This is a genomic window from Pseudomonas sp. WOUb67, assembly GCF_050058005.1.
GTDB lineage: Bacteria > Pseudomonadota > Gammaproteobacteria > Pseudomonadales > Pseudomonadaceae > Aquipseudomonas > Aquipseudomonas putida_R.
In genome coordinates this window covers 5,547,297-5,561,026 of sequence record NZ_CP170112.1, presented here as the reverse complement: position 1 = coordinate 5,561,026, position 13,730 = coordinate 5,547,297, and the positions used below count along the sequence as shown (strand labels likewise).

The following is a 13,730-nucleotide window of genomic DNA, read 5'->3' as shown; positions in this document are numbered from 1 at the left end:
ACCTGATTTATGAGTCAGGTTTCGCCTGCCCCTTATCACCCATGCCGGAGTCATTCATGATTGTCGATCGTCAAGGCAGGCGCTTTCGTAACCTGCGTGTCAGCCTGACGGCTGCTTGCAATTATGCCTGCACCTACTGCGTGCCAGACGGCAAGCGCCTGGTGGCGGCGCAGGACGAACTGTCGGCAGATGCCTTGGCCCGCGGCGTGGCCTACCTGATCGAAGCAGCCGGTATCGAGCGTCTGCGCATCACAGGGGGAGAGCCGCTGGTCAGCCCGCGCCTGGATGGCTTCCTGGCCGCCGTGGCCAAGCTCGACCTCGACGATATCTCGCTGACCACCAATGGCCAGCTGTTGGCGCGCAAGTTGCCCCAGCTGCAAGCGGCGGGTATCCGTCGCCTGAATGTTTCCCTCGACACCCTCGACCCCCAGGCCTTCCGCCGCATTGCCCGGGGCGGCGACCTGGCCAGTGTGCTGGCGGGCATGGAACAGGCCAGTGCACTGGGCATGCGCATCAAGGTGAACATGGTGCCGATGCGTGGGCACAACCTCGATCAGGTGTTGCCGCTACTCGATTACTGCCTGGAGCGCGGCTACGAGTTGCGCTTCATCGAACTCATGCGCATGGGCCACCTGGCCCGTGAGCACAATGCCTTTGTGCAGCAGTTCGTCGGCCTTGAGCAGTTGCTGGCGCTGATCGGCGGTAAGCATGCCTATGTCCAGGTCGATGCGCCGCTCGACGCCACAGCCCTGCGCTATGCAATCCCGGGCATTGGCCACTTCGGCATCATCGCCAACGAGAGCGTACCGTTTTGCCGCACCTGCTCGCGCTTGCGCCTGTCTTCTACGGGCTGGTTGCATGGCTGCCTGTCTTCGGGCAATCGCCACTTCGTCGGTGACCTGCTGGAAAAACCGCGCCATCAAGCCCTGCCGGCCCTGCAGCGCTTGCTGGTCAAGGCGCTGGCAGACAAGCAGGACCTGGCGTTTTCCGGGGATGTGATGGTGATGAAGGTGATTGGTGGCTGAAGCTGGCGCAAAAGCTGCATCCGCCGGCTATTCGCCGGTTTTTCGTCGCCGGCCACTGGAGGAAAGATGCGTAGCCTGGTCTTGCTGCTGGCGCTGATGGCGCTGGGCGGCTGCATGAATGTCAGCGATATGGGCGAGGGCGTCCGCTACCACTTGAGTGATGCCGGTCTGCTGGACCACAGCGATACTCGGCGAACCCTGTCGATCCGCCTGCAGCCTGACTCGTTCATCTTCATCGGCCAAGGGGCCTTCGTGCCGCCGGGCAAGGGGCCGGTGCCACGGCAGAACGCGGTTGCTGACGAGGCGTTCAAGAGCTTTGTCGAGTATTTCCCGTTGGTGCGCCGCGCCCAAGGCCCACTGGGCCTGGAAGACGCCATTGCCCAGGCGCGTTCGGTGGGTGCCGACTACGTCCTGTACACCCGCTTCGCCCGTACCGACGACCGCATCGGCAATGGCGATGAGTGGTATGACGAGCAGGCCGTCGACCGGCTGGGCTGGGACACCGGCGTGGTGCAGATGATGTTGATCGAAACCAATACCCGCTACCTGATCGACACCGCACGCATCAAGAGCCGTGGCGGTTTGTTGACGTTCCACGACAACACACCGGAGGATTTGCTTGGTGCGCCGATGCGCGAGTACGCTCGTAGCCTTCTGGGTATGAGCGAATGAGGCAGGCGTGATGAGTGATTCCGGCAAGGCCAATGATCTTCTGGCACAGATCCCCAAGGCCAAGGGCCTGCCGCCGGTGCATCTGTGGAACCCGGATTTTTGCGGTGACATCGACATGCGCATTGCCCGCGATGGCACCTGGTATTACCTGGGCACGCCCATCGGGCGCAAGCCGATGGTGCGGTTGTTTTCCACGATCATTCGCCGCGATGGTGATGACTACTTCCTGATTACCCCGGTGGAAAAAGTCGGCATCCGCGTCGACGATGCGCCGTTCGTGGCGGTGGCGCTGGAGGTGCTGGGGGAGGGTGAGCAGCAGGTGCTGCGCTTCACCAGCAACGTCGAGGACCAGGTTGACGCCGGGCCGGACAACCCCCTGCGTGTAGTCATCGACCCGGTGACGCAAGAACCATCGCCCTATGTGCTGATGCGCAGCAACCTTGAGGCGCTGATTCATCGCAATGTGTTCTACCAGATGGTAGAGCTGGCGGTGCCGCGTGAGATCGAGGGTGAGGAGTGGTTGGGGGTGTGGAGCCAAGGCGAGTTCTACCCGATTGGGCGTAGTAGCTGAATTCTCTGTTTCCTGGACAGGCCTCTTCGCGGGCATGCCCGCGAAGAGGGCAGCACAGGCAAGAATCGGCCCCCTGCTTTTACCTCGAATTGGCCATTTGTCTTCAGCCAACGAGGGCCTAACCTGCTGGCAATTGCCATCCAGGAGAAGCCCACCATGAAGCCCCTAGCCATCGTCCTTTTTGCCCTGCTCGCCGGCCAAACCCCTGCCTGGGCCCACGGCGACGTTGCCGACCAGGTCAACGTCCTGCAGCAGCAACAACCCACGAATGCCCCCGGCAAAACCGCTGTCATGCTCACCGTGAGCTACGCCCCTGGCGAGGCCTCGCCCGCGCATCAGCATCCAGGCGCAGTGATGGCCTACGTTCTGGAGGGGGCAGTGGTATCGAAGCTGAACAACGATCAGGAAAAGACCTACAAGGCCGGTGAGTACTGGTACGAGGCGCCAGGCACCGTTCACAGCGTGTCGCGCAATGCCAGCAAGACCCGGCCAGCCAAGCTGCTGGTCTGGAGCCTGGTGGACGAGGGCAAGCCAGTGACCGAACCGCTGGGCCAGTAAACCTGATGCAACGAAAAAGCCCCCGGTTGCTTGCGCAACAGGGGGCTTTTCAATGTTTGGCTCCGCGACCTGGACTCGAACCAGGGACCCAATGATTAACAGTCATTTGCTCTACCGACTGAGCTATCGCGGAATCTGCGCATATCTTACTGATTGCCCGGGAGATGTCAAGCCTCTCCCAGGCAAATCAATAGGTTACAGCACTTCGACGATGGCCTTGGTGACCACATGGATGTTGCTCTGGTTCAACGCGGCAACTGCGATGCGGCCGGTGTCCAGCGCGTAGATGCCAAACTCGTTCTTCAGGCGCGCCACTTGTTCAACGGTCAGGCCCGAGTAGGAGAACATGCCCGCCTGGCGGCCAACAAAGCTGAAGTCGCGCTTGGCGCCGTATTCAGCCAGCAGGCTGACCATTTGCTGGCGCATGCCGTGGATGCGCTGGCGCATCTCGCCCAGCTCGGCTTCCCACATCTGACGCAGCTCGTCGCTGTTGAGCACGGTAGCGACGATGGTCGCGCCGTGGGTCGGCGGGTTGGAGTAGGTGGTGCGGATCACGCGCTTGACCTGCGACAGCACACGAGTGCTCTCGTCTTTCGATGCGGTGACGATCGACAGTGCGCCAACGCGCTCGCCGTACAGCGAGAACGACTTGGAGAACGAGCTGGAAACGAAGAAGTCCAGGCCCGATTCGGCGAACAGGCGCACGGCGAAGGCGTCTTCGGCGATACCGTCACCAAAGCCCTGGTAGGCCATGTCGAGGAACGGCACATGGCCCTTGGCCTTGACCACTTCCAGGACGTTTTTCCAGTCGTCCAGGCCCAGGTCGACGCCAGTCGGGTTGTGGCAGCAGGCATGCAGCACGACGATCGAACCGGACGGCAGGTTGTTCAGGTCTTCGAGCATGCCGGCGCGGTTGACGTCGTTGCTCGGCGCGTCGTAGTAGCGGTAGTTCTGTACCGGGAAACCGGCGGTCTCGAACAGTGCGCGGTGGTTTTCCCAGCTCGGGTCGCTGATGGCGACCACGGCGTTGGGCGACAGGCGCTTGAGGAAGTCGGCGCCGATCTTCAGCGCACCGGTGCCGCCAACGGCCTGCACGGTGACCACGCGGCCAGCGGCCAGCAGTGGCGACTCGGCGCCGAAGATCAGTTTTTGCACGGCCTGGTCGTAAGTGGCGATGCCGTCGATCGGCAGGTAGCCGCGCGAGGCGTGCTGGGCGGCACGCTGGGTTTCGGCTTCGATCACGGCGCGCAGCAGCGGAATGCGGCCTTCCTCATTGCAGTACACGCCAACGCCCAGGTTGACCTTGTCGGTACGTGGGTCGGCGTTGAATGCTTCGTTGAGGCCCAGGATAGGGTCGCGGGGTGCCAGCTCGACAGCGGAAAACAGGCTCATTGTTACCTTGGCTCTGATTGGAGAGTGATAGGACGTACACGCTCCAGCCGAATGCACTGAAGCGGTGCACAAACGGGGAGTCAGTATAGTGATACCGCCCGGTCACTGCGACACTCTGGCACAGCTTTTCCGGCTATTCGCGCAAATATTTTTCGACCATTGGTCTAATTGCCGTGTCCACTGTAACAAGCGCTCACAGCCCCGCCTAGAAAGCGCGCCCGGATAGCCGCATTTGGGTATAGACTACTGGCTAAATTTACAGTTGCTGCAACACCGCGAGGTCCGACATGTCCGAGTTCCAGCTCGTCACCCGTTTTCAGCCGGCCGGCGACCAGCCAGAGGCCATCCGCCAGATGGTCGAAGGCATCGAAGCGGGGCTGTCGCACCAGACGCTGCTCGGCGTGACCGGTTCGGGCAAGACCTTCAGCATCGCCAACGTCATCGCGCAGGTGCAGCGCCCGACGCTGGTGCTGGCGCCGAACAAGACCCTGGCCGCGCAGTTGTACGGCGAATTCAAGGCGTTCTTCCCCAATAACGCGGTGGAGTATTTCGTTTCCTACTACGACTACTACCAGCCCGAGGCCTACGTGCCGTCGTCGGACACCTTCATCGAGAAGGACGCCTCGATCAACGACCACATCGAGCAGATGCGCCTGTCGGCGACCAAGGCGCTGCTGGAGCGGCGCGATGCGATCATCGTCACTACCGTGTCGTGCATCTATGGCCTGGGCAGCCCCGAGTCGTATCTGAAAATGGTCCTGCATGTGGACCGCGGCGACAAGCTCGACCAGCGCGCACTGCTGCGCCGCCTGGCCGACCTGCAGTACACCCGCAACGAAATGGACTTTGCCCGGGCCACCTTCCGCGTGCGCGGTGATGTGATCGACATCTTCCCGGCCGAGTCGGACCTTGAAGCCATCCGCATCGAACTGTTCGATGACGAGGTGGAGAACATCGCCGCCTTCGACCCGCTCACCGGCGAGGTGTTCCGCAAGCTGCCGCGGTTCACCTTCTACCCCAAGAGCCACTACGTCACCCCGCGAGAAACCCTGCTGGAGGCCGTGGAGGGCATCAAGGAAGAGTTGAAGGAGCGCCTGGAGTACCTGCACAAGGCCAACAAGCTCGTTGAAGCGCAGCGCCTGGAGCAGCGCACCCGCTTCGACCTGGAAATGATCATGGAGCTGGGCTACTGCAACGGCATCGAGAACTACTCGCGCTACCTGTCCGGGCGCCCGGCCGGTGCGCCACCACCCACCCTGTATGACTACCTGCCCGCCGACGCACTGCTGGTGATCGACGAATCACACGTCAGCGTTCCGCAGGTAGGAGCCATGTACAAGGGCGACCGTTCGCGCAAGGAAACCCTGGTCGAATACGGCTTCCGCATGCCCTCGGCACTGGACAACCGGCCGATGCGCTTCGACGAATGGGAGGATGTAAGCCCGCAGACCATCTTCGTGTCCGCTACCCCTGGCCCCTACGAGGCCGAGCATGCCGGGCGCGTGGTGGAGCAGGTGGTGCGCCCGACCGGCCTGGTCGATCCGCAGGTCGAAATACGCCCGGCACTGACCCAGGTGGACGACCTGCTGTCCGAAATCCGCAAGCGCGTGGCGCTGGGCGAGCGGGTGCTGGCCACCACGCTGACCAAGCGCATGGCCGAAGACCTTTCTGATTACCTGGCCGACCACGATGTGCGGGTGCGTTACCTGCACTCGGACATCGACACGGTGGAGCGGGTGGAGATCATCCGCGACCTGCGCCTGGGCACCTTCGACGTGCTGGTGGGCATCAACCTGCTGCGCGAAGGCCTGGACATGCCCGAGGTGTCGCTGGTGGCGATCCTCGATGCCGACAAGGAAGGTTTCCTGCGTTCGGAGCGCTCGCTGATCCAGACCATCGGCCGCGCTGCGCGTAACCTCAATGGCCGGGCGATCCTGTACGCCGACAACATCACCGGCTCGATGCAGCGTGCGATTGACGAAACCGAGCGCCGCCGTGAAAAGCAGGTCGCCTTCAACGAAGCCAACGGTATCGTGCCCAAGGGCGTGGTCAAGGACATCACCGACATCATGGAAGGCGCCACCGTGCCTGGCGCGCGCAGCAAAAAGCGCAAAGGCATGGCCAAGGCGGCAGAGGAGAGTGCCCGCTATGAGGCCGAGCTGCGTACGCCAGGCGAGATCACCAAGCGTATCAAGCAGCTGGAAGAGAAGATGATGCAGTTCGCTCGCGACCTGGAGTTCGAGGCCGCAGCGCAGTTGCGCGACGAGATTACCCAACTGCGCGAGCGGTTGATTACCAGCTGAAGCCTGGCGCGGGCCCTGTGGGAGCGGGCGTGCCCGCGAAGAATTCAACGCGGTGGCTGGCACCGGCTGCGCCGGTGTTCGCGGGCATGCCCGCTCCCACACGGGGGCGTGCCCCCTTTTAGATTTTCAGCCAGGCAGCTGGTCCAACTGACTGTCTCGATTCCAAGGCAAGTACAGGACCTGTAGGAGCAGCCTTGTGCTGCGAAGAGGCCGTTGCAGCCAAAGATGATTTTCAGCCCTACCGGCCTCTTCGCAGCACAAGGCTGCTCCTACCTGGTGATGCGGTAGCCTGAGTGATGGTGCAAGACAGTTGCTCCCACAGGGACCGCATTTAATCTGAAATAGCCTCAATGGGCCTCCCCAGCCTTCAACCCAGCCGGCAGCTTACGCGTCATCAACACTGCCAGCATGCTCACCGCCAACCCGATCCCGACAAAGTGGAAGGCATCGTTGTACGCCATGATCATCGCCTGCTGGTGGGTAATCTCGCTCAACTTGCCCAACGCTGCATTGTCACTGCCCAAGCGCTCCGCCAGTTGCGCCAGCCGCTCCGCCACCTGCGGATTGCTCGGCACCACCGACTCCCTCAGGTAATCGAAATACACCTTGGTCCGCGCATCCAGCAACGTGGCCAGCAAGGCGATGCCAATCGCCCCCCCAAGGTTACGCAGGATATTGAATAGGCTCGACGCAGACCCCGCATCCTGCGGCTGGATGTAAGCCGTGGCGATCAGCGAAATGGTCACCATGATCATTGGCTGGCCAAGGGCGCGGATGATCTGGATATGGTTGAACTGCGGCCCGGCAAAGTCCGGGTTCAGTACGCCCGAACCGAAACTGGCGGCGCCGAACAGGCAGAACCCCAGGGCGCACAGCAGCTTGGGCGACACCACTTTCATCAATTGCGGCACCAGCGGGATCAGAAACAGCTGCGGCACCCCCATCCACATGATCACCTCGCCGATCTGCAAGGCGTTGTAGCCCTGCACCTGCGCCAGGTACAGCGGCAACAGGTAGATCGACCCGTACAGGCCTACGCCCATGCCCAGGCTGGCGATACTCGACAGGCCGAAGTTGCGGTTACCGAGGATGCGCAGGTTGATCAGCGGGTGTGGCTTGGAAAACTGCAGGATGACGAAGGTGATCAGGCTGACCAGGGCAACGCTGCCCAGGCCGACAATCAGGTGCGATTCCAGCCAGTCCTTGCGGTGCCCTTCTTCAAGAAACACCTGCAGGCAGCCCAAGCCCAGGCCCAGGGTGACGATACCTGCATAATCAGTGCTTTTCAGCAGCTCCCAATGCGCGTCCTTCTTCTCCAGCCCGTACAGCAGGCCAGCAATCATCACCAGGCCCGGCGGGATGTTGATGTAGAAAATGTACTCCCAGCCCCAGTTCTCGGTCAGCCACCCGCCCAAGGTGGGGCCGATGGAAGGGGCGAAGGTGGCGGTCATGGCGAACATCGCCATGCCTTTGGCGCGGTGGTGTTCGGGTAGCTTGATCAGGGTGAGGGTAAACGCCAGTGGAATCAGCGCACCGCCGGTAAACCCTTGCAGGGCGCGGAACAGGATCATGCTCTCCAGGTTCCAGGCCATCGAGCACAGCAGCGACGACAACAGAAAACCCCCGGAAACCCACACCGCCAGGCGCCGCGCCGACAGCAACTGCACCAGCCAGGCGGTCAGCGGGATCATGATGATTTCTGCCACCAGGTACGAGGTGGAAATCCACGAGCCTTCCTCCAGGGTTGCCGACAGGGCGCCCTGGATGTCCTTCAGCGACGAGTTGGTGATCTGGATGTCCAGCACCGCCATGAACGCGCCGAGCATCACACTCATCACTGCGATCCAGTCGCGCCGGGTGGGCTCGGCGCTGGGCCGGAGCAGTTGGTCACCGGCCATCGTGGCCTTCGCTTTCGCTGCGCAGGTCGATGGTGGCGGTCACTGACATACCGGGGCGGATGCGCCCATGCAGCGGGTTGTCGGCGCTGAAGGTGAGCTTGACCGGGATGCGCTGCACCACCTTGGTGAAGTTGCCGGTGGCGTTGTCGGGTGGCAGCAGGCTGAACTGCGCCCCCGAGGCCGCGAACACACTGTTTACCCGGCCTTCGATGGGGGTGTCCGGGTAGCTGTCGAACAGCAGCTCGGCGCGTTGGCCAGGTTGCATGTGGCCGATCTGGGTTTCCTTGAAGTTGGCCTGCACCCAGATGTCTTCGTCGGGCACGATCGACAGCAGGTAGGCGCCGGCCTGCACCACCTGGCCATTACGCGCATTGCGCTGGCCGATGGTGCCGCTGATCGGCGCGCGGATTTCGCAGCGGGTCAGGTTCAGTTCGGCCTGGGCAAGGTCGGCGCGGGCATTGGCGATTTGTGCATCGAGGCGTTTGAGGTCAGCGTTCAGGGCGTTGACCTGCTGGCGCTGGCTTTGCAGGTCGGCGCGGGCCTTGTCGACCTGAGAGCCGGCAACATGGCTGTCTGCCGACAGGGTGGTGACCCGCTCCTCGGAGATGAAGCCTGGCTTGCGCAGCTTTTCGGCACGGCTCAGGTCCACCCGGGAACGGTCGAACGTGGCCTGGTTGGCTGCCACCTGAGCCTGCCCGGCGGCGATCAGGCTACCTTGCTGGGTCAGGCGGCTTTGCGCCTGCGCATATTCTGCTTCGCGGGTGGCCAGGGTGGCGCGGGCGCGGTCAACCGCCAGGTCGAAGTCTGCCGCTTCCAGGCGTACCAGCAGGTCGCCTTTGTTGACGTGCTGGTTGTCCTCGACCGGCACCGCGTCGATGCGCGCGCCCAGCTGGCTGGAGATACGGGTGATCTCGCCCTGAACGTAGGCGTTGTCGGTGCTCTCGTAGAAGCGGCCCTTGAAGTACCAGTGGGCCAGGAAGGCGAGGGCGATGATGGCCACCAGGGTGAAGAAGATCGCCAGGCGGCGTTTGAGTTGGGCAGGCATGGGGACTATCGTTCCAGAAATGTAAGCAAATTTAACAGCGCAGCAGGGCCTGTCGACAAGTGACGTTCGCGCCATTGCTGGAGCCCGGTGCCTGCCTCCTGCTAACATCCCGCCTTTGTTTCATCTTCAGTTCGAGACCTTCCATGACCACCGTACGCACGCGTATCGCGCCATCGCCTACCGGCGACCCCCATGTCGGCACTGCCTACATCGCCCTGTTCAACTACTGCTTTGCCAAGCAGCACGGCGGTGAGTTCATCCTGCGCATCGAAGACACCGACCAGCTGCGCTCCACGCGCGAGTCGGAACAGCAGATCTTCGACGCCCTGCGCTGGCTTGGCATCGAATGGAACGAAGGCCCGGATGTGGGCGGCCCGCACGGCCCGTACCGGCAGAGCGAGCGTGGCGAGATCTACGCCAAATACGCCAAGGAGCTGGTTGATGCCGGCCACGCCTTCTACTGCTTCTGCACCGCTGAAGAGCTGGATCAGATGCGTGCCGAACAGCAAGCCCGCGGCGAAACCCCGCGCTATGACGGCCGCGCATTGCTGTTGAGCGCCGAGGAAGTACAGCGTCGCCTGGACGCTGGCGAGCCACACGTGATCCGCATGAAGGTGCCGAGCGAAGGCATGTGCGTGGTCCCGGACATGCTGCGCGGCGACGTTGAAATCCCGTGGGACCGCATGGACATGCAGGTGCTGATGAAGAACGACGGCCTGCCGACGTACTTCCTGGCCAACGTGGTCGACGACCACCTGATGGGCATCACCCACGTCCTGCGTGGCGAAGAGTGGCTGCCGTCGGCGCCCAAGCTGATCAAGCTGTACGAATACTTCGGCTGGGAGCAGCCCAAGCTGTGCTACATGCCGCTGCTGCGTAACCCGGACAAGAGCAAGCTGTCCAAGCGCAAGAACCCGACCTCGGTGACCTTCTACGAGCGCATGGGCTTCATGCCCGAGGCGATGCTCAACTACCTGGGCCGCATGGGCTGGTCGATGCCGGACGAGCGCGAGAAGTTCTCCCTGGCCGAAATGGTCGAGCACTTCGACCTGTCGCGTATCTCCCTGGGTGGCCCGATTTTCGACATCGAGAAGCTGTCGTGGCTCAACGGCCAGTGGCTGCGCGAGCTGCCGGTGGAAGAATTCGCCGCGCGCTTGCAGAAATGGGCGTTCAACAGCGACTACATGATGAAGATTGCCCCGCACGTGCAGGGCCGGGTCGAGACTTTCAGCCAGGTTGCCCCGCTGGGCGGGTTCTTCTTCGAAGGCGCGCTGAAGCTGGATGCCAAGTTGTTCGAAAGCAAAAAACTGTCGGCCGACCAGGTGCGCCAGGTGATCCAGCTGATCCTGTGGAAGCTTGAAAGCCTGCGCCAGTGGGAAAAAGAGCGCATCACCGGCTGCATCCAGGCCGTGGTCGAGGCCCTGGAGCTGAAGTTGCGTGATGCCATGCCGCTGATGTTCGCCGCCATTACTGGCCAGGCCAGCTCGGTGTCGGTACTGGACGCCATGGAAATCCTCGGCCCCGACCTGACCCGCTACCGCCTGCGCCAGGCCTTGGACCTGCTGGGTGGCGTGTCGAAGAAAGAAAACAAAGAGTGGGAAAAGCTGCTGGCCTCCATCGCCTGATTCAGCTTTGCACCTAACCTGTGGGAGCGGGCGTGCCCGTGAATGCGGTGTTTGATCTACCATCGCATTCGCGGGCACGCCCGCTCCCACAGGTCCAGCTAAACCCGGAAAAACTGGGGCAGGGCGGTAAGTGATTGTTATCTGTGAAAAAACTTTTGAATATTTTCAAAATTTCGTTTGACAGCCCTGCAATCCGATCTTAATATGCGCCCCGTCCACAGCGATGAACGAAACGAAACGCCAGCCACCCAGCCAGCGATTCGGTTCAAAGCGACATTGTGGGGCTATAGCTCAGCTGGGAGAGCGCCTGCATGGCATGCAGGAGGTCAGCGGTTCGATCCCGCTTAGCTCCACCAAATTCCGCTTGTCAGCCACGGCTGATAAGCAAGACCGGGTCCAGCAACCGGGTCTTGAAGGTAAGAAGGTTCGTCCCCTTCGTCTAGTGGCCTAGGACACCGCCCTTTCACGGCGGTAACAGGGGTTCGAGTCCCCTAGGGGACGCCAGTTTTACACAAGCGATGTTTCATTATGTCGCTGGGCCGCGAGGCTAGAAATCCGGGGCTATAGCTCAGCTGGGAGAGCGCCTGCATGGCATGCAGGAGGTCAGCGGTTCGATCCCGCTTAGCTCCACCAATTTTGCCGCGGTTCGCGTTAGCGGATCGGCACGAAGGTTACGTCCCCTTCGTCTAGTGGCCTAGGACACCGCCCTTTCACGGCGGTAACAGGGGTTCGAGTCCCCTAGGGGACGCCACTTTTTCCTGCGTTTTGCAGGGCTTAAAAAGGCTCGTCGATTATTGATGAGCCTTTTGTTTCGGGGCTATAGCTCAGCTGGGAGAGCGCCTGCATGGCATGCAGGAGGTCAGCGGTTCGATCCCGCTTAGCTCCACCATTTCTGCCAGGGTTCACGCAAGTGAATCTTCGCGAAGGTTACGTCCCCTTCGTCTAGTGGCCTAGGACACCGCCCTTTCACGGCGGTAACAGGGGTTCGAGTCCCCTAGGGGACGCCATATTTACCCGCGTTTTGCGGGACTTTAAAGGCTCATTCGCTTATTGAATGGGCCTTTTGTTTTTTCTCACTTCCAAACATTTCGCAGCTGACAAGCGGCGCGAAATTTCGCTTGCCAAAAAATATGATATGGATAATATTTCGATCATCATATTTTGATTGGCGAGTGCCCGATGAGCGACAAGAAGAGCAGAACCCGCGAGCGCATTCTGGAAGCGGCACGCAGTGCGCTGATCCAGCACGGCCCGGCCGAGCCCAGCGTCAGCCAGGTGATGGGCGCAGCAGGGCTGACCGTCGGCGGTTTCTATGCCCACTTCGACAGCAAGGACGAGCTGATGCTCGAAGCGTTCCGCCAGCTGTTGGGTGAGCGCCGCGCCTTGCTCGCCCAGATCGACCCGAGCCTTGATGGTGAAGGGCGACGGGCGCTGGCCAGTGCCTTCTACCTGTCGCGCAAACACCGGGATGCCGAAGTGCACGCCTGCCCGTTGCCCAACTCGCTGGGCGAGATGCAACGCCTGCCGGAGGTCTTCCGTGAAGTATTGGCCGAGCACATCGAGCTGATGACGGCTGCCATGGTCGATCGCCCCGAAGATGCCGACAAGGCCCTGGCCGACCTGGCGCTCATGGTCGGCGGCCTTGCCCTGGCCCGTGCCTTGGGTACCAGCGAGCTGTCTGACCGAATTCTGCGCGCCGCCAAATCGGCGGTGCTTTAACCCTGGAGCATGGCGATGACTACCCTGAGCTGGATTCGTGGTGTCAATGGCACCCTGGGCCGCCTGGCCCCCGAGCATGTCGCGGGCAAGATGCGCCGTGCCTTCATGACCCCGCGCAATCTGCCGCCTCGGGATTGGGAGCTGCCCGTGCTGGCCAGCGCCGAGCGCATTACCCTGCGTTTCGGCTTGTCTGCCTTGCGCTGGGGCAAGGGGCCGACCGTGCTGCTGATGCATGGCTGGGAAGGCCGCCCGACCCAGTTTGCCGCCTTGATCGAAACCTTGGTCCAGGCCGGGCACACCGTGGTGTCGCTGGAGGGGCCGGGCCATGGCCGTTCGCCTGGCGAGCAGGCCAATGTGGTGCTGTTCGCCCGGGCGCTGCTGGAGGCCGCTGCCGAGCTGCCGCCGCTGCGTGCGGTGATTGGCCATTCCATGGGCGGTGCCAGTGTGCTGCTGGCCTTGCAGATGGGGCTGCGCACAGAGGCGGCAGTCAGCATTGCTGCCCCGGCGCGGCTGCTGGGCGTGCTGCGCGGTTTTGCGCATCACCTGGGGATGCCGGCGCGTGCGCGGGCGGCGTTCATTCGGCAGGTGGAGCGAGATGTGGGCATGCAGATCGCACGGCTGGATGTGACCGGTTACCAGCTGGAGCTGCCGGGGTTGGTTGTGCATGCCGCCGATGATGCCCTGGTGGCCGCCGATGAAGCCCAGGTTATTCACAAGGCCTGGTTCGATAGCCGCCTGATGCTGCTGGAGGAGGGTGGGCACCAGCGGGTGCTGTCCGATCCTCGCGTGAGTGAAGCCGTGCTCGAATTGCTGGCCCGCGCAGCCGCACCGGCGCGGCAAAGCGCCTGATGGTAATGCCTGTACCGGCCTCATCGCCGGCAAGCCAGCTCCCACAGATACGGCGACTGACTCAAGTATTGCG

General features: G+C 62.3%; 11 protein-coding genes and 7 tRNA genes. 14 read left to right on the top strand and 4 right to left on the bottom strand.

The window, feature by feature from the left end:
- Positions 1-56: 56 nt before the first annotated feature.
- The 4 genes from ABOC32_RS24585 to ABOC32_RS24570 all read left to right on the top strand — a co-directional run bounded on the left by ABOC32_RS24585 (position 57) and on the right by ABOC32_RS24570 (position 2,826).
- Entirely contained in the window at positions 57-1,025 is a 969-nt protein-coding gene (locus ABOC32_RS24585) for a GTP 3',8-cyclase MoaA (RefSeq protein WP_426809218.1), read from the top strand.
- A 66-nt stretch (positions 1,026-1,091) separates the two neighbouring features.
- Positions 1,092-1,697, top strand: coding sequence for a DUF4823 domain-containing protein (locus ABOC32_RS24580; RefSeq protein WP_426809217.1), 606 nt, complete (start codon positions 1,092-1,094; stop codon positions 1,695-1,697).
- A gap of 10 nt (positions 1,698-1,707) precedes the next feature.
- Positions 1,708-2,268 carry a DUF1285 domain-containing protein gene (locus tag ABOC32_RS24575; RefSeq protein ID WP_426809216.1) on the top strand — a complete coding sequence of 187 codons (561 nt, stop codon included), beginning with the start codon at positions 1,708-1,710 and terminating at the stop codon, positions 2,266-2,268.
- A gap of 156 nt (positions 2,269-2,424) precedes the next feature.
- Positions 2,425-2,826, top strand: coding sequence for a cupin domain-containing protein (locus ABOC32_RS24570; RefSeq protein ID WP_426809215.1), 402 nt, complete (start codon positions 2,425-2,427; stop codon positions 2,824-2,826).
- A gap of 57 nt (positions 2,827-2,883) precedes the next feature.
- Here ABOC32_RS24570 and ABOC32_RS24565 read toward each other — a convergent pair.
- Together ABOC32_RS24565 and ABOC32_RS24560 are read right to left on the bottom strand one after the other, a co-directional pair.
- Positions 2,884-2,959, bottom strand: a tRNA-Asn gene (locus ABOC32_RS24565).
- A gap of 62 nt (positions 2,960-3,021) precedes the next feature.
- Positions 3,022-4,218 (bottom strand): amino acid aminotransferase, encoded by a 1,197-nt coding sequence (locus tag ABOC32_RS24560; protein WP_426809214.1) that lies wholly within the window; start codon positions 4,216-4,218, stop codon positions 3,022-3,024.
- Between the two features lie 287 nt (positions 4,219-4,505).
- Between ABOC32_RS24560 and uvrB the strand changes: the two genes are divergently transcribed.
- Positions 4,506-6,521 (top strand): excinuclease ABC subunit UvrB, encoded by a 2,016-nt coding sequence (gene uvrB / locus ABOC32_RS24555; protein WP_063425003.1) that lies wholly within the window; start codon positions 4,506-4,508, stop codon positions 6,519-6,521.
- Between the two features lie 347 nt (positions 6,522-6,868).
- Here uvrB and ABOC32_RS24550 read toward each other — a convergent pair whose 3' ends face one another.
- On the bottom strand, positions 6,869-8,359 hold the full coding sequence (locus ABOC32_RS24550) for an MDR family MFS transporter (RefSeq protein WP_426811656.1): 1,491 nt from the start codon (positions 8,357-8,359) through the stop codon (positions 6,869-6,871).
- Positions 8,360-8,408: 49 nt separating this feature from the next.
- Positions 8,409-9,464: an HlyD family secretion protein gene (locus ABOC32_RS24545; RefSeq protein ID WP_016500879.1), complete on the bottom strand. Its 1,056-nt coding sequence runs from the start codon at positions 9,462-9,464 to the stop codon at positions 8,409-8,411.
- A 143-nt stretch (positions 9,465-9,607) separates the two neighbouring features.
- Here ABOC32_RS24545 and gltX point away from each other — a divergent pair, with 143 nt between their 5' ends.
- The 9 genes from gltX (at position 9,608) to ABOC32_RS24500 (ending at position 13,657) form a co-directional block, all read left to right on the top strand.
- Entirely contained in the window at positions 9,608-11,089 is a 1,482-nt protein-coding gene (gltX, locus tag ABOC32_RS24540) for a glutamate--tRNA ligase (RefSeq protein ID WP_426809213.1), read from the top strand.
- 280 nt (positions 11,090-11,369) lie between these two features.
- A tRNA-Ala gene (locus ABOC32_RS24535) sits at positions 11,370-11,445 on the top strand.
- A 72-nt stretch (positions 11,446-11,517) separates the two neighbouring features.
- Positions 11,518-11,593: transfer RNA gene (locus tag ABOC32_RS24530), tRNA-Glu, on the top strand.
- A 53-nt stretch (positions 11,594-11,646) separates the two neighbouring features.
- Positions 11,647-11,722: transfer RNA gene (locus ABOC32_RS24525), tRNA-Ala, on the top strand.
- A gap of 42 nt (positions 11,723-11,764) precedes the next feature.
- A tRNA-Glu gene (locus tag ABOC32_RS24520) sits at positions 11,765-11,840 on the top strand.
- A 62-nt stretch (positions 11,841-11,902) separates the two neighbouring features.
- A tRNA-Ala gene (locus ABOC32_RS24515) sits at positions 11,903-11,978 on the top strand.
- A gap of 42 nt (positions 11,979-12,020) precedes the next feature.
- Positions 12,021-12,096: transfer RNA gene (locus ABOC32_RS24510), tRNA-Glu, on the top strand.
- Between the two features lie 172 nt (positions 12,097-12,268).
- Entirely contained in the window at positions 12,269-12,808 is a 540-nt protein-coding gene (locus ABOC32_RS24505; protein ID WP_426809212.1) for a TetR/AcrR family transcriptional regulator, read from the top strand.
- 15 nt (positions 12,809-12,823) lie between these two features.
- Positions 12,824-13,657 carry an alpha/beta fold hydrolase gene (locus tag ABOC32_RS24500; protein WP_043200414.1) on the top strand — a complete coding sequence of 278 codons (834 nt, stop codon included), beginning with the start codon at positions 12,824-12,826 and terminating at the stop codon, positions 13,655-13,657.
- Positions 13,658-13,730: the final 73 nt, after the last annotated feature.

Bases quoted from the DNA above. Each gene is read 5' to 3' on its own strand.
- ABOC32_RS24585 (WP_426809218.1), top strand. From the start codon at position 57: ATGATTGTCGATCGTCAAGGCAGGCGCTTTCGTAACCTGCGTGTCAGC.
- ABOC32_RS24580 (WP_426809217.1), top strand. From the start codon at position 1,092: ATGCGTAGCCTGGTCTTGCTGCTGGCGCTGATGGCGCTGGGCGGCTGC.
- ABOC32_RS24575 (WP_426809216.1), top strand. From the start codon at position 1,708: ATGAGTGATTCCGGCAAGGCCAATGATCTTCTGGCACAGATCCCCAAG.
- ABOC32_RS24570 (WP_426809215.1), top strand. From the start codon at position 2,425: ATGAAGCCCCTAGCCATCGTCCTTTTTGCCCTGCTCGCCGGCCAAACC.
- ABOC32_RS24560 (WP_426809214.1), bottom strand. From the start codon at position 4,218: ATGAGCCTGTTTTCCGCTGTCGAGCTGGCACCCCGCGACCCTATCCTG.
- uvrB (WP_063425003.1), top strand. From the start codon at position 4,506: ATGTCCGAGTTCCAGCTCGTCACCCGTTTTCAGCCGGCCGGCGACCAG.
- ABOC32_RS24545 (WP_016500879.1), bottom strand. From the start codon at position 9,464: ATGCCTGCCCAACTCAAACGCCGCCTGGCGATCTTCTTCACCCTGGTG.
- gltX (WP_426809213.1), top strand. From the start codon at position 9,608: ATGACCACCGTACGCACGCGTATCGCGCCATCGCCTACCGGCGACCCC.
- ABOC32_RS24505 (WP_426809212.1), top strand. From the start codon at position 12,269: ATGAGCGACAAGAAGAGCAGAACCCGCGAGCGCATTCTGGAAGCGGCA.
- ABOC32_RS24500 (WP_043200414.1), top strand. From the start codon at position 12,824: ATGACTACCCTGAGCTGGATTCGTGGTGTCAATGGCACCCTGGGCCGC.